This window comes from Hungatella sp. SB206 (assembly GCF_051132295.1).
In the GTDB taxonomy this organism is placed as follows: Bacteria; Bacillota; Clostridia; order Lachnospirales; family Lachnospiraceae; genus Hungatella; species Hungatella effluvii.
In genome coordinates this window covers 961,528-986,215 of the sequence record NZ_CP096603.1, presented here as the reverse complement: position 1 = coordinate 986,215, position 24,688 = coordinate 961,528, and the positions used below count along the sequence as shown (strand labels likewise).

Sequence of the window (24,688 nt, the reverse complement as noted above, 5' to 3'; positions counted from 1 at the left end):
GCCTTATCCGATACTCTTATAATACTGGTAAATGGGAACCATCACAGACAGCATCAAATAACCAATGATGACTGCCATGATAATAATCATGGTCGGCTCCAGAAGCGACAATAGCCGCTTTATCGCTGTCTCTGACCTTACTTCAAAGGATTCCGCGGTGCGTTTCAACATGGAACCCAAATTCCCGGATTCCTCTCCTATGTAAATGCTGTGAATTAGTTCGGGACAGAACTCTCTGATCTGAGACAGTGAGTCGGAAAGAAGCATTCCGTTTTTCATATCCTCCATTACCTGACAGAGCCGTTTCTTCATATAGCGGCTGCCCAGCGCATCCGCAGTCAGTTCCAGTGCATGAATAAATGGAACGCCTCCGCCATACAGGAAACTGAAGGTCCTTGCAAATCTGCCAGCCATGATCGTCTTAAGAAGTGTCCCGATCCCCGGAATATGAAGCAACATTTTATCCTTCCATACCACTGCGCCAGGCCTAGTAAATACTCCGGCCAGAATCACTGCAGCCGAAATAATGACCGCAGCGATATCTGTAAAATGATCTCGAAGCCCGCGGCTTACTGCCATCAGAATCTGCGTGGAAACCGGTATTTGCTCCATGGATTCGAACAGCTCGAAAAAGCTGGGAAGGACGGCCGTAAACAACAGGAGCACCACCGCAGTAACGGTCAGAAAGAGAAAGGCAGGATAGACCATGGCGGTCCCGATCTTCTTTCTCGTCTCATCTTCCCGTTCGAAGTACTCTGCCATTTTCTCTGACGCCTCTGCGAGGCCGCCTCCCGCTTCCCCGGCGCGCACCATGCCGATGAGAATGGGTGGAAATACGCCATCCTGCATCTCCATCGCCTGAGAAAAATCCACGCCATGCACGATCATATGGTAGAGATTTCCATAGATCTCCCTTAAATCTTTTCTCGATTCCTTGACACTGATTAAGTTCAGCGCCTGCGCCAAAGGTATTCCGGAATTCAGCATGACTGTCAATTCGCCCATAAATCGTGACAGAAGTCCATAGCCCAATGGACGCCTTCTGACTTTTCCGCGCTCTTCTTTAACCTTCACCGGATACAGACCCATGGCCCGGATCTTTGTCCACGCCTGATCAAAGTCCTGAGCCTGAATCTTCCCTCTCGTGCGCCTGCCGTTTATACTTTTCGCTGTATATTCGTAATCCGCCACAAAATCACCCTTTCTCTCATTCGGTAGTTCCAGCAGTTTCTAAAATTTTACCACGTTCAAGAATCTTTTCTATTAATCTTCTGGCCGCTCATCCTCTTAAAAATCCCAGATACCAGGCCAGCAGCTTGTCTCCATACAGAAGGGAAAGCACGACACCCGCCGCCAGAAATGGACCAAAAGCAAAATGCGATCCGCGCCCGGCCTTATGTGACGCCAGCAGCCAGATTGCATAACCACCTCCTGACACCACAGAGAGAAAGGCGGCAGCAATGATCCGCGGTCCTCCAAGTATAAGGCCGCAGACAGCCATCAGTTTGATATCACCGCCGCCAAAGCTTTCCGGAACGGCAAGCGTCATAAGATACATGGGCAGGCTGACAGCAAGCCCTCCCATCACTCTGCTTAAAAGAGTGATTCCAGGCTCCGTCACAAGAGACAGGAACGCAGGAATTAGAAGCGCGGCTGTCAGCCGGTTCGGAATGCGCATGGTTTTAAAATCCGTATATGCGATCGCCGCTAAAATCAGACACACCAGCCATATCATGACTGCACGGAGGTCAAATCCACCACAGTGATACCAGGTTATACCCGCCAGAAAAAGGGCCACCGCAGCTGCGACGACCCTCCTGGGAATACTTCTGCCCATATGCTCCTCTTCAGTCTTCATAGGTAACGCCCTTTCCGCCGGTGATCGTAATCTTCTTCCCATCTTCCGGGGTATACTCTATTTCCTCAACTTTGTTTCCATCCAGCGTTATCTTAAAGCTGCTTCCGCTCTCCACGTCATTGCCCAGAAGCGCCTCCACTCTGGCTATGTATTTGGAACCGTCACCTCTGGTATACTCGACAACCGAGGCCACAGCTATTCCGTTATTCGTGCCTTCCTGTTCCAGAGCCGCAGCCTGTGCTGCAACATAGACATTCCGGGCCTGCGAAGTATATGACTTCTTTCTGGCATCACTGATAAACCCACTCATGGTCGGAATAGCAACCGCTGCCAGGATTGCAATAATGACCAGAACTGCAAGCACTTCTACCAGCGTAAATCCATTTCTGTCTTCTCTTATGTGTTTCCATCTGTTCATCTTTGGTATCCCTTTTTCATTTTCTGTCACGGACTTCCACTTCGGAATCATTCTTTATCTCTATTTGATAATCCTTCACATCGTAGATCATACCGTTTATCTTGCCTGTCGACGGGTCATAAAAGATGCCCCGGATCTGTCCGCCTTTCGTAACACTGCCTTTCAGCATATCGTATAAAGCGTTCTCTTTGCTCCCTACCTCCGGGTAAAATATCTCGTTATACATTACGAAGTCATCGATCATTCCGTCGGCAGCAAGCCGGTCAATGACATACGACTGCATGGCTGCCTTTACCATAAACGTCTCCGCCACATATGACTTTTTCTTTGCATCATCGATAAATGCATTCAGCCCGGGAACGAGATTCGCTGCAAGAATCGCAATGATGGAGAGCACCGCAAGCGTCTCAATTAAGGTAAAGCCCGCATCATCATTTTGCATACGTTTTCGTTTGCTTTTCACCCATCTAAATAAACTGGTTTTTTTCTTCATTATAATAGTAGTCAATCGAGGCCAGTCCACTGGTTATCTCTTCCTTATCAAGGCCCAGCGACAGACAGCAGTCCTCCAGAGAGGGGTAATAGTCGCGAAGCTGTGTATTTAAGAAACTGAGCAGCATGACCGGGTCTTTAGGTACATTTGCCATTTCCGATTCTCCTGTTCTATATCAATGCAATTCATTCTAGCATATATTTCCGGTATTTTCAACGTGCAGAAATCGATTACGGTGCTGCAGACATCAATTTACGAAGAGAATTTTAAAAAGGCCTATACGAACGAAAAAAGTCGTGATACAATCGTTTTCAGCATAATAACAGGAGGAAATTTCATGAAAAAAATATTAATGCTCGGCACTGGCGGCACCATCGCCTGCAAACGCGGTGAATCCGGCTTAAAGCCTCTGATCTCTTCGGAAGAGCTTCTCTCATACGTCCCGGATGCGAAGCAGTTCTGCCAGGCGGACAGCCTTCAGATACTCAATATAGACAGCACCAATATGCAGCCAAAACACTGGCTCACCATGGCGGGAGCCATCGAGGCGCACTATGAAGAATACGACGGCTTTGTCATCTGTCACGGAACGGATACCATGGCCTACACGGCCGCCGCACTCTCCTATCTGATTCAGAATTCCTCCAAGCCCATCGTCATTACAGGCGCTCAGAAGCCGATCGATATGGAAAATACGGATGCCAGAATCAACTTGTGTGACAGCCTTCGTTTTGCCAGCGACGACCGTTCCTGTGGCATCACCATTGTCTTCGATGGAAAAGCAATTGCGGGTACCCGCGGAAAAAAGGAACGAACTAAGAGCTATAATGCATTTTCCAGCATTAATTTTCCATATATTGCCACAATCCAGGATGGCCATGTCATCTTTTATCTGGATGAAAAAGAGCATTTAACGGACCATGTTCAGTTTTATCGCACGCTGAACCCCAATGTCGCCCTGCTGAAACTGATTCCTTCCATGGGAGCCGATGTGCTGGATTACATGGCGGGCCATTATGATGCCGTCATCATCGAGTCCTTTGGCGTAGGCGGACTTCCCTCCTATGACAGCGGGGATTTCTACAAAGCCATCAAGAAATGGATTTCTCTCGGCAAGACCGTCGTCATGACCACTCAGGTAACCAATGAGGGCAGCAACATGTCGGTCTACGAGATAGGGCACTCCATCAAAAAAGAATTCGGTCTCCTGGAGGCATACGACATGACGCTGGAGGCCACGGTAACAAAGCTGATGTGGATTCTGGGGCAGACGCAGGACGCACATGAGATTCGTGATATGTTCTATCGCACAGTGAATAAAGATATTTTATGGCGTGCACACTGAAAATCCAATACCCCACAGTAATCTGCGGGGTATTGGGCTGCAATAATTTATTCGGGATATGCAATCAGCTGGTTTCCGTTTTCTGCTACATCGATCACAATTGTATTGCCGGCTCTCACCTCGTCTCCGAGGATGATCTTGGCGGCCAGCGTCTCCACATGCTTCTGGAGATACCGTTTCAGCGGACGTGCTCCGTAAATCGGATCGTAGCCCCGATCCACCACAAACTTCTTCGCAGCATCGGTCAGTTCAATCTTCAATTCCTTATCCCCGATCCGTCTGTTTAAATCCTGGATCATGAGATCGATGATCCCGGCAATATTGTCCTTGGTAAGAGGCTTAAACAGAATAATCTCATCCAGCCTGTTTAAAAATTCCGGACGGAAATGGCCTCTTAAATCATTCATAACCATGGCCTCGGCCTCCGGCGTAATACTGCCCCTCTCATCGATGCCGTCTAAAAGGTACTGGGAACCGATGTTGGAGGTCATGATAATAATTGTATTTTTAAAGTCTACGGTTTTACCAGTTGAATCGGTAATACGTCCATCATCCAACACTTGCAAGAGGACGTTGAATACATCCGGGTGCGCCTTTTCCACCTCATCAAACAGTACAACAGAATACGGTTTTCTGCGGACGGCCTCTGTCAGCTGGCCGCCTTCGTCATACCCTACATATCCTGGCGGTGCCCCAATCAGACGGGATACGGAGTGTTTCTCCATGTATTCACTCATGTCGATCCTGACGATGTTATTCTCATCATCAAACAATCTCTCCGCCAACGCTTTCGCAAGCTCCGTCTTACCCACACCGGTAGGTCCTAAAAACAGGAAGGAACCAATAGGCTTTGTAGGATCCTTGATTCCCGCCTTGGAACGGATAATGGCCTCGGTTACTTTCTCAACCGCTTCGTTCTGACCAATCACTCTCCTATGAAGCTCTTCATCGAGATGAAGCGTCTTATTCCTCTCGCTCTCCGTCAGCTTTGCAACCGGTATGCCGGTCCATTTGGAGACGATCTTTGCAATCTCGTCCTCCGTCACATTTTCATGCACCAGGCTTAAATCCTGGCTCATGACACGGGCCTCCTCTTCCTCCAGCTCCTTCTGAAGCTGAGGCAGCCTTCCGTACTGCAGTTCAGCCGCACGGTTTAAATCGTATTTCTGTTTGGCATCCTGAATCTCCCGGTTTAAATTCTCTATCTCCTCGCGCAGGGTCGATAAGTGTTCTACTGAAGATTTCTCATTCTCCCACTGGGCCTTGGAAACAGCAAATTCATCGTGCAGCTCCGCCAGTTCTTTCTGAAGCTCTGACAGCCGGTCCTTACTCAGATGATCGGTCTCTTTCTTAAGAGCCGCTTCCTCAATCTCCATCTGCATAATCTTTCTGGACAGTTCATCCAGTTCTGCAGGCATGGAATCAAGTTCTGTCTTGATCATCGCACAGGCCTCATCGACCAGATCGATTGCCTTATCCGGAAGGAACCTGTCGCTGATATAGCGGTCCGAAAGGATAGCCGCCGATACCAGAGCCGAGTCTGTAATCTTTACGCCGTGGTAAACCTCGTACCGCTCCTTCAATCCACGAAGGATTGAAATGGTGTCCTCCACTGTCGGTTCCGCCACCATAACCGGCTGGAAACGGCGCTCCAGCGCCTGATCCTTTTCGATGTACTGGCGGTATTCATCCAGCGTCGTAGCGCCGATACAATGAAGCTCGCCCCTGGCCAGCATCGGTTTTAACATATTGCCGGCATCCATGGATCCTTCTGTCTTGCCTGCGCCTACAATCGTGTGAAGCTCATCAATAAACAGAATGATCTGTCCGTCGCTCTTCTTCACCTCGTCCAGAACGGCTTTCAGCCTTTCCTCAAATTCTCCGCGGTACTTGGCCCCCGCCAAGAGAGCGCCCATATCCAGGGCAAACAGCTTCTTATCTTTTAAGCCCTCCGGCACATCACCGCGCACAATACGCTGTGCCAGACCTTCGACAACTGCGGTTTTACCAACACCGGGTTCCCCAATTAAAACCGGATTATTCTTTGTCTTTCTGGAAAGAATTCTTACTACGTTACGAATCTCGCTGTCGCGGCCGATAACCGGGTCCAGTTTCTGGTCTCTCGCACGCTCCACCATATCATAACCATACTTCTCCAGTGTATCGTACGTCGCCTCCGGGTTGTCACTCACAACCCGCTGATTACCGCGGACTGTTGACAATGCCTGAAGGAAATTCTCTCGCGTAATTCCATAGGACCGGAACAGCTCCTTTACCATTCTGGAAGGCTGCTTCAGCATGGCGAGAAACAGATGTTCCACGGAAACATACTCGTCTCCCATGGCTTTCGCCTCATCCTCTGCGCTGATCAATACCTTATTTAAATCATTGCTGATATAGAGCTGGCCTCCGCTCACCTTCGGCAGCTTTTCTATAGCCTGGGCAGCCTCATTTAAAAATTGTTCCTTCTGAACGTTCATCTTTGTGATGAGCTTTAAAATCAGGCTGTCTTCCACGGTTAAAAGGCTGTACAGCAAATGTTCCTGCTCAATCTGCTGGTTCCCGTATTCATAGGCCAGCTTTTCGCATTTCTGCACCGCCTCAAGTGACTTCTGTGTAAATTTATTAATGTTCATTTTATCCTCCTTCTCATCCTATCCGGAGATACAAAGCATTTGTTTTAATTGTTCTATATGTACTATAACAAATGTTTTATGTGATGTCAAGATTTTTTTTATATGATTGCATTTATCTGCTCTTATATTTACTCTTATATTTACTCTTATATCTGCTCTTACATTAATCTTACGTTTTTTTCCGCCTTGTTGTCTTTTGAATTCCTATCCTTTATAATTTACTTAACAGTTAATGAAAAACCTGTTGTCTTACAGAAAAGGAGAGGAAAAGAATGAAATTATATTCTCATTATATAAAGATTAAAAATATAAAAATCAAAAGTATAAGGACCAAAAGTATAAAGATCAAAAGTACTGCCGTGCTTGCGGTCTGCTCTCTGTTCTTTAGCGTGGGGCCCGGAGCAATCACAAGCTTTGCTCATACCCCCGACGAATCTCGTTTTTTAAACGGGACCTGGGAAAAAGACAATCATGGATGGTGGTTTGCCAATAAAGGGAACCCTGACTATTTTACTTCCACCTGGGCCGAATATCAAGGATACTCCTACTATTTTGGTGTCGATGGCTATCTGGTTACCGGTTGGAATTATATAAATAACCACTGGTATCGCTTCAATCCAGAGAAAGGGAATCATGAGGGGGCCATGATGACAGGCTGGATCTATGATCCTGACTATAAAGGCTGGTTTTACACTAACCCCTCCGGTATCCTGGTCACCGGCTGGAATAAGATCGGCGGGGAGTGGTACTACTTTAATCCAGAATCCGACAGAACCTTGGGACTCATGGCCGTCAATCAGGTAATCGACAGTTATTACGTGGACTCCGATGGAAAAATGAATGAGCCGTAGACTGCTGGATGGTTTGAATTATTTTTATAAAAAACAGGATTGGAATCAGAACGCATGACATGTATTTCTTAAATGTCCTGTGTTTTGATTCCAATCCTGTTTTATTGGTTACTTATTTATTGGCTACTTATTTGTTGACTACTTACTTTACATCATCTATTTTTCACATATTTTGATCATACGATTTCTATCTCAGGAGACAGAAACCGCCCGCTTTTCGAGTCCGTGGAACCGGAGTGAAAAGACTGCGGCCCGGAATATCCAGTCAATAAACATTCCATACCACACCCCCATTACACCCAAATGGAATATCCGCACGAAGAGATACGCAAACGCAATACGGAACACCCACATGGAAAATACTGAAACGGCCATCGTAAATTTTGCATCGAGAGAGGCCCTGAGTGTATACGGTATGGTAAACGCAAGGGGCCAGACGACCATGGCGATACTGTGAGCTGTAATCATCTGCCTCGATATCGCAGATGCCTCAGTCGACAGCCGGTAAATTCCCACCAGCGGACCGCCAAACACAATCATTACAGTACACAAAACAATGAGTATGGCATAATTGATACCAGTCAGCTGACGTGTATACTGCTTAGCCTGCCCCGTCTCACCGGCACCTACGCACTGGCCCACAATCGTGATCAGCCCCAGACCAATTGCATTTCCAGGCAAATATAAGAGGGTAACCAGATTTGACGCTACCGCGTAGCTGGCAATGGCAGCAGTCCCCAGTGACGAAACGAGACTCTGAAGAGCGATCTTTCCGAACTGAAACATTCCGCTCTCAAGACCGTTTGGAATACCGATCGATAATATATTCCTGATCATATGAAAATTTGGCCGCAGTTCACTCAGCCGGTTAATCCTGATTATATTATCCGGCTTCTGAATGAGATACACCATCAGCACAGCCGCCACCATTCTGCCTGCCAGCGTTGGATATGCCACACCTGCGACACCCATATGAAGTCCGAAGATACAGACCGCATTTCCTGCCACATTGATTGTATTCATGACAATGGATATTACCATAGATATCCTGGAATTCCCCATCGAACGGAACAACGCTGCGCAGGAATTATAGACGGCAATAAAGGGATAAGAAAGAGCCGTAATTCCAAAGTAAATCACCGCGTCATTCATAACCGCTGTTTCCACTTTTCCAAACACAATCCCCAGGAGATGGCGATTTCCAATTAAAGCCGCCATTGTCACGATCAGAGACAGTATTGTTGTAACTCCAACCAACTGTCCCGCCGCCCGGCAGGCATTTTCCGATTGTTTTTTTCCCAGATACTGAGCCGATACCACAGCTCCCCCAGTGGCAAGCGCCGCCAGAATCTGAATAATCAGAACACTGATGGAATCTACCAGGGATACCCCCGATACCGCTGCCTCACCGACCGCAGCCACCATCATGACATCGACCATTCCGACCAGTACGGCCAATATCTGCTCCACGATCAGCGGAGCCAGTAATTTCATTAAATCTTTTCTTGTAAACATACCTTCTGCCTCTGTGAACTGCCCTAAAGATAAGTGGTTTTATGCTACTTGTTTTAGATGTTCCCATGCCATAGTATACCACAAAAATACACTCTTGGCTAACTTACCCATTACTCAAACGGATACCGGATTCCCCACTGTTCTCTCAAAGCATCCATGGTCTCCATCATACGAATGGTGACATGGTGGGGCATCTCAGGACATTCCAGACGCTGCTCCCGGATTGCCTTTCGGCTGGCTTCTATCTGATACTCATATCCCGATATCTGCTCCGGCCTAATATAATTTTCCTTCAACCTGCGTTTTTCATCGAATACCTTAATGGATTCGAAATTATTTATATTTTCAACTTCTATGTATCCTTTTGTACCATAGATAATCCCTCTTCTGTCTGAAAGGACATGGATCGAGCTGTTTAATACCGCCATCTTCCCGCCTGAATAGCAGAAAGTCATACTGTTCTGGGAATCTACCCCGGACTCAGTCTTGATGACAGAGGAATTGATGGAAGTAATCTCATCACCAAATACTAAGGATGCAAATGCGATGGTATAAACACCAACGTCAAGAAGCGCTCCCCCCGCCAGATTTGGATCTACCAGTCTCTGAATCTTATCAATCAAGTAACACAGACTGGCCGTCAGTGTCATTGGCTCTCCTATCACGCCTGAATCAAGCACATCTCTTAAGGTCTTTGCCATTGGCATGTAACGGACCCACATCGCCTCAGTAATAAGCAGTTTCTTTTCTTCCGCCAGAGCAATCATTTCCTTTGCCTGTGCTGCGTTCACCGCAAAAGCCTTTTCACACAGAACATGTTTTCCATGTTCCAGACAAAGAATCGCATTCTTATAATGCTCTGAATGAGGGGTTGCTATATACACCAATTCTATTTCCGGATCTGCAGCAAGTTCCTCGTAAGAACCGTATGTGTGTTTAACGCCGAACCGCTCTCCAAAATCCTTCGCTTTCTCCGAACTTCTCGACGCCGCACCGTAAAGTTCCACTCCAGGCATCTGGTTCATCGTATCTGCCAGAGTTGCAGCAATCACTCCGGTTCCCAGTATTCCTATCTTAAGCGCTTCCATCCCTTCTCCTCCTGTTTTACAATTGTGATTTTGTCATTCAGTATAACACAACAGAACTGCGTGTACAATCATTCGTTTCCCTTTTCCCAGGCATGTGGACAGTGTAATAAGAGAATCTGTTATTTCAGGCTGGCTGCCCGTTGTATAGAGGGATTTACCTTTCACACTTTTTAAATATGTCTTTTTCTCCTCCTCACTGATAAAATGACTCTGGTATATCCCCGTCTCCTCTTCCCGGGCAGTATAGCAGGAAAATATCATATACTGCAGCCATTCCTCCTGTCGGTATATCCATATGCTCCTATGGTTCTGAAAGTAAGCTTCGCTCCGATACTGTTTCAAATCTGCAAACATACTTCCATCCTTCATGTTATGGCCATAGATAATCTGGTTCTCGCCTTGCTCCAGACAAAATATGGTGCCACAGGGATTTTCCTCTCCACTGAATGTGTGGTTTAAGTAATAACCCGGGATTGTATTTTTTACTGTCGGATAGTTGATGTTCGTCCCCGGAATCCAAATCCAAAATACATAATCCGGATTCCGGGAAGTCATCATGCGCGTCCATTTCTCCTCCTTCTTCATATTCACTTTCGGCGCTGCCGCATCATCGGTTGTACTGCCTGCTGCCAATTCAAACTGCTCCTGCAGCTGCCTGTATTCCTCCCGTCCAGTCTCATAGATTGAAAGCCTGATAGTCAAGCAGAAGGCAGACAGCCCAAAACCTGTCAGGAGCAGAATTGTTGTTACAAAACGTTTTACTCTGTTCATCTGCTGCCTTCTCTGTCATGCTTCCGAGAGTCTGGCCGTCTTAATCTGTATACAACTCCCGCCAGACATAAGAGCATGGCTGCCAGTACAGCACCAAGCGGATACTCATCTCCAGTCCGTTCACCAATCGGAGGGCTGGTTACCTCCACCGCACAGATCATGCCTCTGAATCCCGATTTATAACTGGCTGTTATTCTTCCAACCCGTCTGGTATCATCAGGTTCTTCCGGCGGAAGAGGCTGATCCGCCACCAGAATCATACTATCTCCGGTAACTCTTCCATTCAAGATTGTAAAGGTATAGTTTTCCTCGGATATAAGATATCCGGCCTGCCTTTTTGTCTCCCGGAATGTATAGATCCCATCCGGCGGCATAGAGAATTCAGCTTTCCCCTCCTTGTTGGTAACAACGGTAAAGATGTTTCCACCAGGTCCCGTAACTGTAAATTCAAAGCCTTCGAGCCCTTTTCCTGTCTCTGCATCCGTCTTCATCAGATACATGGTATTGGTTTCAGAATTATGCCGCTTCAAGTCTATCATCGTAACCTCTATCTGCTGATTCTTTCGTGGAACTGTAAATGAAATATCGGCTGCCGGATGATAACCAGGGGGCGTCTTCTTTTCGTGAAGATAATATGTCTCTCCAGCCGTCAGTTTTCCGGTAACCTCCACGGGTTCTCCGGTAGTTTCGAATTCGAATATGATCTTATCTTTTTCGAACGTAAGAACCTGCAGTACAGCTCCTTTTACGGTATTTCCTGACCCATCCTTCTTATTGATCCGTACTCTGGTCACATCATTTTTCATTTCTACCAGATCGGTGCTTCCGTCCTCACTCACGGTAAAAGGAACTTTCTCCGCATAAGAATAGCCAGCTTCCGGAGTTTCCTCGCACAGATAATACGTTTTCCCGGCTATTAATTTTGCTGTAATTTCATGAGGTCTTTCACCGGAAATCCAACGTTCCAAAACCTTGCCGTCTTCATCAAGAACAGCCATATGGTTACCCGGCAGTTCCCGGCTCCCGGTAAGTTCTTTTTTCGACAGTACCACATGGGTAGGCTTATCAACCATAATCACAATATCATGACTTCCATCTCTGCCTACCGTAAACGGCAGTTCTTCCGCAAGTGCATAACCATCGCGTGGTTTTACTTCATGCAGCCAGTATTCACCGCCTGCTGCCAGCTGACCGCTGATGGTCTTAAATTCCTGCTCTGTAGTAAAGACCAGCTCTTCACCTGCTTTAAATCCGGAGAAGTCTCTCACCGCTTTAGCAGGACTTTTGTCTTTATTCAGGATCTGTAGTATAAATCCTGTCTTTTGGCGTTCCGCATCCGACGGGCTTGCATTTGCCGGGGACGGCAGAGTGAGCTTCTTCACGATAATTTCTGTTTTTTTATCTTTCATACGTACGGTAATCGTCTCAGGTTCCAATGGAACGGTGAAAACAATGCTTTCGCAGTATCCATAACCCGCCGGCGGCTTTTCTTCTGCCAGCTCATACGTCCTGCCGGCTGCCAGAATTCCCTCTGCCAGAACCGGCTTACCGGAGGCAGTATAACAGAAGACTGTTTCGCCGCTCTCTATATCTCTGACGCAGTAATAGCCGCCTGTCACGGATTCCCCAGTGTCGGCATCCAGCTTCTCCAAATATATCCTGGTCTTTCTATCCTGCATGATTATTGTTTCCGGAACCCCCGCCTCATTGACCGTAAACCGTATATCTTCCTCCCGTGCATAACCGTCAGGCGGCGTATCCTCGCGAAGAATGTACTCTTTTCCTGGTATCAGTATATCTGCCGGAATAAGAACCGGTACAGACTCCACTTTCATAAATCTGTAAATCTCATTTTTTGTTTCTGCATCCATCACTGTATAGATACCTCCGGGAATTTCATCGCCGGAAGCAATATCAATTTTGGAAAAGTATAATTTTACAGGCCGGTCTTCCATATCCACATTATCAATTCTTCCGGATTCGTTTAATGTGAACCGGTATATCCCTGTAGTCTGCTCCATACCGTCCGTGTATCCCGTTGTTTCAGTCAAACAATAATTGCCTCCTGCAGTCAGCACTTCCCTGACCGTCTCATCGTTTCTGTTATTTTCAAAGACCGCCCCTTGTGCCTCCTTTGATATCGCTCCGAAGAACTCTTTGGTTACTGTTTCATAATCTCTGTTCACTTCCTGAATAATTTCGTATTCAGTCCCATAGGGAAGGCCGGGAAAAATAACATAATCGTCCCCCTTCAGGGTAATTTGTCCCATTCCCTTTATCCTGCCTTCTTTTGTTCCGGTATAATTCTGATAACCGGACAGCAGCTTACCTGACAAATCAAGGAAACGCATCTGATACGTAAAGGTATCCTGTGGATTCCCTCCCGTCCCGGAGATGTGATTTCTGATCGTTAGACTTCCTTTCGGCGCGATAGGATTTTCCAATATGGTTTCCATGAGATTCATTGGAGAACTGACAGTAAATACTGCTCTTGCTGACGCTCCCATCTGACCGCTTACCAGTGCAGCCAACTCCAGGTGCCCAACAGTGTGCGGTTCCGCATCATGAATCTGCCATGTCAGTATACCTTCAGTTTTTACAGGGTTCCCGGAGGATCTCATAAACTCAAGGCCTTTTTCCAGTTTAGCACTGACAATCAGATCCGCTTTTTCAAGACCAGAGTTTTCGTATGTGATAACGTACTTTATTACATCGCCGTTTATGACCGGCATCTGGCCGTTACCCACAGTTCCCGTGACCTCTGCGATGACACGTTCCTTTGTAACAGGATTTTCTATTACATGCTCAAAACTTCCATTCTCCACTGTCCATGTATCAAGCTCGTCCTGAGCCTGGTTTGCCAATTGAAGCCTGGTTCCAAGATATGTCCTGGATGGCAAAAGAAATGTCCCATTCTCATCAAACCAGATTCTCCTCGTCTCTTTTTTACTCATCTCCGTATTACCATCTGAATAGCGGGTATATTCGGTTATTTCGTACAAATGGCCTTCCTCTATTCCATCATCAGCCGTAAGTAAAATATCAGTACTGCTGATGATATCAGGCAGTACCTCCCCGGTATCCCGGTCCTTCAAAACTGTAAAGGTCTTATCCGCGGTCCTGCAAAAAACAGTGAGTGACTCAATGGTTCCGCCGGCAGAGGAACATTCCAGTACACTGAAATTATTTCTTATATTACTGATGCCGGTTCCAGCCTGATTCACGGTAAAGATAACCGGAGGCGACAAATGGCTGCCGGCCGGTGCTTCCAGTTCTTCCATAATATAGACATGACCGGCTGATAACTTCTTTTTAATTGTAAATCCCTCCGGCCCGGATCTGTTAATTTCTATGGCTTCTCCATTTTTTACGTATTCTCCATCTATAGCTACTGCATGATAAACAGCAATTTTGGCACCTTCCAGCGCCATGCCGGTATCAAAATTGGTCTTTTTGAAGTGTATTTGTGTGGGATAGTTTTCCACCGCATGGGTATACGTAACAACCTGACTGTCAGCCGTTCCATCAAAGGTAAAAAACTTCTTTCCCCCCGAGATCTGATAATAATCAGGCGGCGAGACCTCCTCGATTGTATAAGTATAAGGATTTATTGTTCCATCTGCCCGAACTTCGCCTACTGCCAGATTTTTAAGCTCTGCACGTCCATTATGACCGGTCGTAATATACCATTCCTCCTTTGTGTCTCTGTTCGTGATCAGGAATCTGGCATTTTCCAGAAGTTCTCCCGTATCAGCCGCCTTCTTAAGCAGTTCCAGGCGTCCCTGAGCCGGTTGATTCACCACACGGATTATCGTAGCCGTGTCACCGCCAATCTCAATTTTTACCGGTTCCCGTTTTGCCATATATGGCGGAACCTCCTCCTCAACAATATAGTAAGTACCATCTGGTATCTTACTGATTCGATGGGGTCTTATATCTCCGACACGAAAGCCTTCCGGAATATTTCCCAGAAACCACTCATCTTCTGTAAATCTTCCATCGAAACCCGAAATCCAACGCTCTATCAGATTTCTCTCATCATGAATAAAGCTTCCCTCTGTTCCCGGCCGATAGAGGGCCATCTTTACCCCTTCCACGGAATATTCATTGGTTCCGTCAGAAATCACTTTCAATATGGATACATACTTCTCCACATTCTCCAGGCTGAAGCGCTGTACACTCCCATTCTCCTCCAGTACAACAGCCTTGGGCTTTGTACGTTCAAAGCCTTCTGGGACCTCAGCCTCAACCAGAACGTAATTACCCACTTTTCGGCCGTCTTTTATATCCGTAAACGGCAGATAATCGATTCTGTGAACCCCTTCCAGTGTATCGTAGCTCTTCAGCCCTGCCGCCAGCTCCCGGTAGTTGAACTGATATTCGAAATTCAGGGGAAGCTGTCCGTCCTCATCCAGAGAGCCGTTATGGACGTTTCGATATATGGTGATTCTGATCATCTTACCGTCATCCGTTCTCCACAACTGTACCGCGCTGTCTGTGACGTCCATCTTTATGGAAGAAATTCTCTCTGCGGATTTTTCACCTGATTTTGTATGCCATGTCAGCCATACAAAATTATCTCCCAACTTCCGGTATGTATTTTCAAAATCCAGTATAAAACTGGATTGATTCACTGCAATTCCGAAAAAGGCCTTCATGCGGTCCATCCATTTAGGACTTATCTCATAGTCTTCTGTATAAGCTTTGAGATCGTCCGTCATCCATTCATCTATTAGCTGGTCTTTTACATATTGCGGCTCTCCTCCATTCATCTTAATATTTCCATCTTCATCCGTCTCGGCTCTGTAGAGTGCCAGACCTGCGGAATATTCCATTGGCAGCGGTATCATATTTCCATTCCCATCCATGCAGTATTTAAAAACTTCAAGCTTGGTATGGTCGTCTTTCATATGGAATGTCTGAACTTCTCCTGTTTTCTTGACCTCCAACTCCATGGAATGACGGATATAACCGCTGGCAGCTTCTATTTCTTCCAGAATATAGTCACCTGCCGGAATCCCTTCAAAATATTTTGGCTTTCCATCTGTAATCCAGTCTGCTGTCACTATGACTGGTGAATTATCTTCCGAGTTTTCTACAGTCCACTTTGCAGGTGTATTTTCTGTTTTCTCCAGGTAATAGCCAGAGGGATAAGTGACAGTATCTGTCGTATACTTCCTCCGGGCCTTATAAAGAGCCAGATGGGCCCCTGAAATCTGACCATAGCTGTAAGCGCCCTTTGGTTCCGTTGTTTTCAATATCCCCTGATAATCGCTGATTACATCTATGCGGTACTGATCCGCAGCATCCGTTTTCACGATCTCAATCTTTATTTTTTCATCTTCCAGCTCCGCATTCTGCACCTGTTTTGTTTCTTTCACTGTGATACCAACAGGAAATCCCTTTACATACCCAGCCGGGGGCTCCACCTCCTCCATAATATAAGTTCCCGGAATCACGCGTTTCAGCATGTCTGCCCGCCCTGTTGTAGGATTGATATTAAACGGATCGTTGGGATATTCATCTCCTGATATCCACGCGTTTTCCATGATCCACGCTTCCCCCTGACGATGAAACAATTTCTTATCATCTGCCGGATCTTCCTTTTGGCCTACATTTCGTAAATCCCATTGGTTATTAATCCGGTAAGCATTCCGGTTAAACGCAGGCAAAAGATCATAGTACCGATACCTCACATAATCGTGGTCAATATCATATACAGGCTCTCCTTTTTTATATACCTGGTCTGATCTCTGATAATATTCCGGAAGGCCATGGCTTCCAACTACCGGATTTACAGACTTTTTAAGCATGGTTCCATCGTAAGTTCCAATCGTATACTCCGCCTCTGTATCTGCGTGAATCGATGCAATCCGGTATGTCTTTATTTTTTCCTGTGCGATAACAGCGCCATTCACCGTCTTGGATACGTTAACAGGCCAGACCAGAATCCGTTCATACTTCTTTCCCCTCCGGTCCGTCCCCACCTCCGTAGTGTAGGCCATTCCTGTTGCAGGGTCGATCTTTGCATCTCTGTTTCCATCTGAATCCACATGGTAAAGTTCAGTCCCTTCCTGCAGTTTAAAACATTTATCTAGGGCCGAATAGACTGCTTGTTCCAAATCACCACCGGTGAGTTCAAAGACAGGATGGCCATTTTTTATAGCATAAACAGATTTCTGATTACGCACCTGAATACGGTTTCCATCACGGTCATAGCCATACACCTTTCCGTCTCTTCCCTGTTCTGTAACCCTTAGACCGCCCAATGAATAGTAGAGAATATCCGTATCCTTCCGCTCAACCATTCGGTAAGTCCAGGTACCGTGGCCGGTACTTCCACTGAGGCTTCCTTCAATATCATCTAAATTGACAAACTCCACGGTGTTTCCTGCATATCCTTCCAAAAGCTTTATACTCTGCACATTGTTATTGCGGTCCCGCAACACCTCTACGCCGTCGTAGCCGTAATCACCGTTGTCTCCATTTGATTTGACCTCGACCGCATCATACAAGGCCATCTTCGCCCCCGAAACGTAACGGTTTGTATCATCTGCAGTGTCCAATGGGCGTGTTATCAGGCCGTAACCAGCAAATATGCCGTCTATACAGACTGGTTCTACCGCGTCTCCTGCCAGTTTACGGCTCTCTAAGTATTCTGCGGTTCCCTTATACCAGGCATAGTTCAAATAGCTCCCCTCTTTATAAGCAAACTCCAGATTCTCCTGACCATACTTGGCCTTCAGCTCCGTTTCACTTCCCTCAACTCGTGTTTGGGTACGGTAAGTAACAGTCCTGTCCCGGTCCTTTAACTTGGATATCTCAAGCCGTATCGGTGTATTTCCCACATAAACCCGCGCAGTATCTTTTGCCCCCTCCGGCCTCTGTACGGTACCATCCTCATAGACTGCCGCGGCAACCCGGCCGTCCTGGTTTCCATTAAGATAGTAGGAAATCTTATCGGAATAAATTTCTATGGCGACCGGCTTCGTTCTGACATAGCCGGACGGCGGCCTCATTTCACACAAAACGTAGGTCCCCGCGCCCAATGGCTGCGGAGTGATCAGATAGCCTGTATTCTGATCCTGCCAGGATTTTTCTGACGGGTTTTCTTCTTCTGCCTGAAGCCCCTCCCGTGTCGTCGTATACGCTTCAAATCCCCCTGTTCTGCGCCCTTTTGCATTCGCCATGGTAATCTGCTCCGACTCTCTGCATACAGGGGTTCCCGCCTCCACAATTCCAGTCCACAGGCCGCCGATTCCCGGAAGCGCTCTGGCCGCCTTTGTAATCTCTTTCGCCCCCATCGCCTCTAAGAATTCTCTGGACCCCTTTATCAGGGTATCCGTCTTATAAAACTTTACCCGACCATCTGTATTCTCTCCATCTTCACGTTCTGCCGCATACACTGTAAAAACTGCCCCGTCATGGAGAATATTTTCCCCGGTCTCCGAATCCAGTTTTTCTATGCGCAGGCGGCTTCTGTAAAAGGTATTTCGAAATTTCCGGTATCCATATCCCAAACCGGAGGCTGAACCATCCGGGTTCTGTATGGAATCATGCTCTTCACTTACAGGTTCTGTTATGCTCCATGGCACCAGCATGGAGGCATATTTACCATCATAGGCCGTCTGCATACCTTCCATAGCAGATGCAGGCAATTTATTTTCTGAAACAGAACCATAACGGTAAATCCGTTCTATGCCATCACGTTCATATTCCGTTCCATTAGGTGCAGTTACCCCATGATTAACATCATCAGCCAGGTAGTGGCTGTTCGGATTTCCTCCGTTTTCTTCCGGAAAAACAATTGTATGATAGTAATCTTTCATCGGATCATATTCACTCTGAGTAATCTCAAAGTGCGGTATTTTGTAAGGATCTCCCAATGCAGTTCCTGCTATTTTACTGAGAGCGAGTCCATACTTATAAATCTCATAATCCCCCAGATATCCATGGGCCTTGATTACATAATCCTTTACGTTTTCATCAATTTCTCCCGGCCACTCCTCATTAAAACGGATAAAATATTTCGCTGTCAGGTCTGCCGCAGACAGATTCGCGTTGTAATTATAGTAACGACTCAGTCTTTCGGGAGTTATGCCAGCCCCTGTTTTTTCTTCTTCATATACAGCCGGTAACTCAATTTCCTTTGGCGCATCAATTGCATAATGTTTGTTGAGGAAATCTCCCAGTTCCTTATCCATGGGCTGCTGTTCCACTGTTACATAGGTTCCGTAAGGAAGGTATTCCGATATGCCATAACAGTATCCGAAAGCGGCATCCTCCTTATCCGCACTCAGGGTAGTTTTATCTATATCCCTGCCTCCATCTGATTCACTGTCCCACTTAATAGCATAAATCTCATCCAAGTCATAATGAAAGAATGGTTTTAAATAATTTTCGGCCTTAATTACAGCCGCTTTCAGAGCAGTATCATATATCTCATCCTGATAGCCTTCATGGCCGGCTGCACTTTCCGTTTCACCTGTGTAGTTTTCTCTCACCAGTTTTTCTACTTCTCTGTCCAGATACCATTGAATAGCAAACTGCCTAACTGAATCAGATCTGTCACTGTTTTCTTTTGCAATTTCAGAAGTATTGGCTTTATTTGGGATTTCCGTATTGTTATGTTCTGCCGGATAAATACACTCTGAACCGGCAGTTCCAAACAGAAGGCGTCTGATGAATGCGAAGGGCTTAAAAGAAGTACGCTCCTGTTTTGCTTTGTCCCACTTATCCTGATTTGCAACCCTTACCGCATCAAAAAACTTCTCATAATTAAGTCTTCTGATCTCCTTCTCGTTTCCATAGGCGTCCGTTTCATGAGACAGGATTGTTTCCAGTATTGCAGTATATCCCGTCTCCTGATTTTCATTGATCAAACCATCCGTAAAACCATAAAGCTCCTGATTGGCGATTGCGTCTCTATTGGATCTTCTGGAGTGTAAATCCGTACGATGCAGCACCTTCGTATAGATTTTTTGTACCCTCTCCGGATATGCCTCCCGATACGCAGCAACATCAACAGTATTTCCATTTCGATCAAGCCATTCAATCTCTCCATCTTCCGTTCGATACAATTGCTCCAGATTGGATCTTAAGTAGATCTTGAAACGGAAATTAGGTCTGAACGATACGTTGTCCTTCGTCCCACCGCCGTTCTGTGTAAAATAATCCTCATGGCCGGAATCAGCAAATGTATTGTCCTCATACCTGGCTCCTTCTTCAACAAGGATATCTTTCACGATCTTTATCTTCTGCATAATGGGACGTTCCATCACATCGGCAGGTTCTGTTCTTGTATTTCCATCCTGCCATGGCTGATCAAAGGCTGGTGGTGTAAGTGTTACATATTGAATATAGGAATCCGCCTCCCGCTGCAAGGGCTGGCAGGCAAAGAAGCTCTGGTCGATGTACGCCTGCTTGATCGAATACCTCCCACTCCCGTCATCGGATACTTTAAGCCTGACAGTATCCGTCTCTTTAAAAGCATCGAACGGAAGAGTAACTACATAGATTTCTTTTGCTGTATCATATGTAGAAGTAAGCCTGGTCTTCTTTTCGACCGTCTTAAATCCCTCCTGCTCCACATAATCTACGATAGTCTCTTCGGAGTATTTAAAATTTCCAGCGTCATCGATCTGCTGCTCACCTGGCGCGTATATCCAGTATGATGGTGTCCGGGCTGTCACCACGATAAATGATTCAGGGAGTTTTGACGGGTAAGACACATTCAGTCCATTAATATTTTGCTCTTTTATTGTCGCCCGCTCCAAAAAACCATTCTTCATACGATAGGACAGTACTGCCGGATTGGAGGTCGGATCATCGTATGGAATATAGACAAAATATCCATTTCCACTGTCTTTTTTTACATAAAGACAGTCTTTCTCCGGATTATAAACAGCATCATCCCGGCTGTCATCGTAAAGCTTCCATTCATAACGCATAATAGCATAGAGCTCTCCACCAGTCTGCTCCATATCAGAGATCCGCAGACTGTTAAAATACTGCAGGCCATGCGCTTTCATAGCTTCCGTAATAGAGAGGATCCATTCTGTATCCGTAGTTCCGCTTAATTTTACGCGCACCCATGGAGCATCTGCCTCCGGTTCTTTATATCCAAGGTTGTCGAGTTCCATATTATAGAGCGCTTGAAAGTCTTTCGGATATCCTCCTGAAAAAAGTTCTGTCACCGCAGGTGTCCCCATAGTATGATAATTCATCGGTTTAACACCAATTGTCTTCTCTTCCCGATCTGACACGGCATTAACGAGGTAACTCTGTCCTTCTGGAAAGGTTACAACATCTCCCCGATCGGCAGCCACTTTCTGGCCCGACCGGTAGACAAAGGTACCTGCCGCCGCCATAACCGGTTTTAATACAGTACTGTAAACAGGCACCGTAATTTTTTCCGGCACTTTCTCACTGGTGGATAGTTCGAACACCGCTCCTTCCGGAAATTTAATCCCGTGCAGCGTAATATCATGATCCGCCTGATAAGCAGTCACATCAAAATAGTTTCCATTTCCCACCATATCGAGAGTGATTTTTCCAATAGCAACGTCAGCCTCGTGATACTCCCCTTCATAATTATCTCTGCCATTTGTAATAATATTTGTTTTTCCATTGACGGAGAGTTCATATCCTTCTGATCTGGCCAGTTCCTTTACATAGTATGTGGTTCCATTCTCTTCCACAATTAAAGGCCGCCCTATCCAGCAGTTTCCATTATTCTTATCATTATCGGATACCGGGTATGCAACATGGCTTCCTTTCAAGCCTTCAATACCGGACTGATTGGAAGAGAATTTCCAGTATTCCGATCCATCACCTGCCATGGAATCTATCAGATGTATGGAATTGCCTTTTGAATCAAAACCAACATAATTTTCAATATCTTTGACCTTATCCGCATCTGCTCTGTTCCGATAGAGGTTCTGAGGCCCCTGGAATGCTTCCGGCCTTTTTTCAATCTTTCCAGATTTATAATTCCAAATCATCCCCGGTGCTTCTGTGAAAGCCATAAAGGAGGCATCACCATTTCGATCTGTCGACGCCACTGCAACTAAATCATCTTTTTGGTATACGGTACCGGTGCAGCCATCAGGGTGATTAATATCTTTAAGGGCAAACAGGCCGTATACCGCGCCCTCCAGGGTACCATCTCCCATTGAATCGCCATATGCATAATAATCTTTGTTTTCCCCAGCCTGCAAATAAAGATCACGTTTGTTGATATGTATCTCACCTTCAGTCCGGTGATCGTAGACAATAAATGTATGGTCTGTAATCCCTTTATCGCCCGGTACATGCGGCTCCACCTCGGAGGGTTCAAAATTTACGCGTTCCATGACTTCCTCATCGTCAATGAGTAAAGATCTATTATTTATACTTCGCTCAATCAGAGTTCTTGGCACTTCGAATAGTACCTTTAGTTTAGTCAAAAGGCCGGTCTTTTTCTTAGCATTGGAAGCTGTGGCATTAGATGGGGTGGCGTCAGATGATGTGGCGTCAGAGGGTGTAGCTATTTTGTCCAATGCTCCCTTTTCCACAAAATTGTTATTTTTCTCTGGCGCAAATGCATCTGATGACTCAGTCCCTTGCGGTTCGTCTTTTGTCTTATGTAAACTTAATCCCTTATTATACACACTGTCCTTATACTCTGAGGACGTAACCGTTTTGATCTCAATTGGAATATCGTCTGTATGGCTTCCATGATTTGTATATCCCGGCCGCGGAGTCAATTCTACTGCTGAGTATTCGTATTTCAGGGAAATAAACTGATTATAGAATTTATCCCGGTCAGCTTCCAGCAGTTCTTTTGCTTCTTCTGCATTAAGGGAATGAAAAAAGCCGCCCTGCTCTGCGAAAGTCTCGCAGTAGTCCACTTCTTCCTGCCATGCCTCCTTCGCAGCAGCTTCATTCTCAGCGTCAACATCCGGATCGCCACTTTCTTCTATTTCCGGTTCCGGATGACCGCCGCAGTACCCCTTCGTATAGGTATAAACCTTGGTATCCGTATGCGCCCTCTTTTCAGAAGCATTTTCCTCATTATCCCCCAGCATGAGAATGCCGTCCTCATTTGTTACATTGATATCCCAGGAACACGGATCATTTGCAGCGTCTCCGTCCGGATTCCCTTCTCCGTAATCCCAACCATCCCACTTCAGGAACTGACTCCCGCCCCTGTTTGCCCAGTTATCAGAGGTTTCCAGTGACGTATCGTCAAGCTGGGTATCATCGAATGCTTCAAGAATATCCCACTTAGAACCGGCAAGCGGTTGCCCTGTCTCAGAATCATATTTTCGAAGTTGAATATTATAATGCGCTTCCCAGATCTCCGTATGCTCATATCGGTGAACATCTATTTCCCAATCTCCGATCGGTTTTAAAGGAACCCGACCGCCCACAATAATCTCTAATGGTTCAGATACTGCGGAAAAATAAACCTGCGTATTACCCCAGCCAAAATCGCCGTCTTTACCTCTTTTCGCACAACCACGGAATCCGGCCAGGCCGCCAACGCCGAAACCACAATTATAAAAACGATCTTCTTCCGAATTTTCCTGAAGTTTCAGAGTGGCAATTGCATTTTCATCTGACACACCATCTGCTGACTTAAAATCAATGGTACTTCCATCATTGGAATACGCCCAGCCCGACGCCAGATTTTCTGCTGTCATTCGTCGGTATACTTCTTTCTCATAATCACTGAGATCCCCATATTGGAACGTCATATGATACATGCCATCCTCGCCCAGTGCAGGCTCTGAAACCGGCAGTACGCTCCCCATATCGACAGAATAATCAAACGACGACAGAAACTTTGCTGCTTTCCAGCAGTTAAAAAAATACTTCTGCGCCGGACCTTCATCCCGGAACGCATCGTAAATTGCCGTACTTCCATATGGATCTGGATTTAGCCTGGAGTTCAACATTGACCTTACAAAATACTGGACAAAATCCCAGTCACCCTCCGGCGACTCTCCTGTAAACATGCCCTGATCCACATACTTATCGTTACTCCAAATAGAAGCCCACAGGAGATAATAATACATGGACATCCGATCAGAATCCCTCAAATCCTCTATAGATGGAGTCTCATAAGCAGCGCTTATCAACGAGACAAGAAGGAGGGCAAACTTTTTTGTTTTCATATCCATAGGGGCATTTTTCAAGAAATCCGGATAGTCACCCAGGTTATTGGTGGGATAATACATCTTTTGGAAGGCGATTTGTGCGCCTACAGGTGCAAAGAAACCTGTGTTATGACTGTCTGCGCAGGCAAAGTAACGGTGATGAAATTTTGAAAAATCGAGTTCTGCTGATGTACCGGGAATTGTTATTGTTTTGGCCTTTTCGTCCTGAAACCAAAACTTACTTGTATAGCCTCCCATCAATGCGGTTTCCTGCTGTGATAATCCGGTGGGAATGAGCCCGACCGCCGGGGCCAATGCTGCCGCCTCTCCTTCCGCCTTCCAGGTCCAATTTTTTATTTCCATTGCATCCGCAGAAATGGCATCGGGCCAGTAATAAGTATGAACCGCAAAAACCGGCGGCGCCACTGTCGTTGTCAAAATCATACCGGCCAGCAAAATAGATGACAGCCTTTTTGCGGTTTCCTTCCACATTCCTTTTCTCATAGCGCCTCCTTTAGGGATTCCATTATCATTCGTCAGAGTACCATTCTCTCAAACAAATAACTTATAT

Annotated in this window: 12 protein-coding genes; 2 read left to right on the top strand and 10 right to left on the bottom strand. The window is 46.1% G+C overall.

The features are described 5' to 3' along the window. Window positions 1-3 precede the first annotated feature (3 nt). The 5 genes from M1L66_RS04360 to M1L66_RS04340 form a co-directional block, all read right to left on the bottom strand. A complete protein-coding gene (locus M1L66_RS04360; RefSeq protein WP_434691185.1) occupies window positions 4-1,191 on the bottom strand; it encodes a type II secretion system F family protein in 1,188 nt (395 codons plus the stop codon). Window positions 1,192-1,279: 88 nt separating this feature from the next. Continuing rightward, window positions 1,280-1,858 (bottom strand): prepilin peptidase, encoded by a 579-nt coding sequence (locus tag M1L66_RS04355; RefSeq protein WP_434691182.1) that lies wholly within the window; start codon window positions 1,856-1,858, stop codon window positions 1,280-1,282. Continuing rightward, the gene (locus M1L66_RS04350) at window positions 1,848-2,276 is read right to left on the bottom strand and encodes a prepilin-type N-terminal cleavage/methylation domain-containing protein (protein WP_242355868.1); all 429 of its coding nucleotides are present in this window, start codon (window positions 2,274-2,276) and stop codon (window positions 1,848-1,850) included. Before M1L66_RS04350 ends, M1L66_RS04355 begins: the two co-directional genes overlap by 11 nt. A gap of 16 nt (window positions 2,277-2,292) precedes the next feature. Beyond that, entirely contained in the window at window positions 2,293-2,718 is a 426-nt protein-coding gene (locus M1L66_RS04345) for a prepilin-type N-terminal cleavage/methylation domain-containing protein (RefSeq protein WP_187022945.1), read from the bottom strand. Window positions 2,719-2,743: 25 nt separating this feature from the next. Next, the gene (locus M1L66_RS04340) at window positions 2,744-2,923 is read right to left on the bottom strand and encodes a DUF4250 domain-containing protein (RefSeq protein ID WP_187022944.1); all 180 of its coding nucleotides are present in this window, start codon (window positions 2,921-2,923) and stop codon (window positions 2,744-2,746) included. 183 nt (window positions 2,924-3,106) lie between these two features. Here M1L66_RS04340 and M1L66_RS04335 point away from each other — a divergent pair, with 183 nt between their 5' ends. Beyond that, a complete protein-coding gene (locus M1L66_RS04335; RefSeq protein ID WP_434691178.1) occupies window positions 3,107-4,114 on the top strand; it encodes an asparaginase in 1,008 nt (335 codons plus the stop codon). A 47-nt stretch (window positions 4,115-4,161) separates the two neighbouring features. Here M1L66_RS04335 and clpB read toward each other — a convergent pair whose 3' ends face one another. Next, window positions 4,162-6,750 carry an ATP-dependent chaperone ClpB gene (gene clpB, locus M1L66_RS04330; protein WP_434691176.1) on the bottom strand — a complete coding sequence of 863 codons (2,589 nt, stop codon included), beginning with the start codon at window positions 6,748-6,750 and terminating at the stop codon, window positions 4,162-4,164. A gap of 272 nt (window positions 6,751-7,022) precedes the next feature. Between clpB and M1L66_RS04325 the strand changes: the two genes are divergently transcribed. Continuing rightward, a complete protein-coding gene (locus M1L66_RS04325) occupies window positions 7,023-7,601 on the top strand; it encodes a glucan-binding protein (RefSeq protein ID WP_434691174.1) in 579 nt (192 codons plus the stop codon). 192 nt (window positions 7,602-7,793) lie between these two features. Here the strand turns inward: M1L66_RS04325 and M1L66_RS04320 are convergent, their stop codons facing one another. The 4 genes from M1L66_RS04320 to M1L66_RS04305 all read right to left on the bottom strand — a co-directional run bounded on the left by M1L66_RS04320 (window position 7,794) and on the right by M1L66_RS04305 (window position 24,621). Beyond that, window positions 7,794-9,116: an MATE family efflux transporter gene (locus M1L66_RS04320; RefSeq protein WP_434691171.1), complete on the bottom strand. Its 1,323-nt coding sequence runs from the start codon at window positions 9,114-9,116 to the stop codon at window positions 7,794-7,796. A gap of 110 nt (window positions 9,117-9,226) precedes the next feature. After that, the gene (locus M1L66_RS04315; RefSeq protein ID WP_187022939.1) at window positions 9,227-10,204 is read right to left on the bottom strand and encodes a Gfo/Idh/MocA family protein; all 978 of its coding nucleotides are present in this window, start codon (window positions 10,202-10,204) and stop codon (window positions 9,227-9,229) included. A 33-nt stretch (window positions 10,205-10,237) separates the two neighbouring features. Continuing rightward, window positions 10,238-10,975 (bottom strand): class B sortase, encoded by a 738-nt coding sequence (locus M1L66_RS04310; RefSeq protein ID WP_187022938.1) that lies wholly within the window; start codon window positions 10,973-10,975, stop codon window positions 10,238-10,240. Continuing rightward, window positions 10,972-24,621, bottom strand: coding sequence for a SpaA isopeptide-forming pilin-related protein (locus tag M1L66_RS04305; RefSeq protein ID WP_434691167.1), 13,650 nt, complete (start codon window positions 24,619-24,621; stop codon window positions 10,972-10,974). Before M1L66_RS04305 ends, M1L66_RS04310 begins: the two co-directional genes overlap by 4 nt. Between the last annotated feature and the right edge of the window lie 67 nt (window positions 24,622-24,688).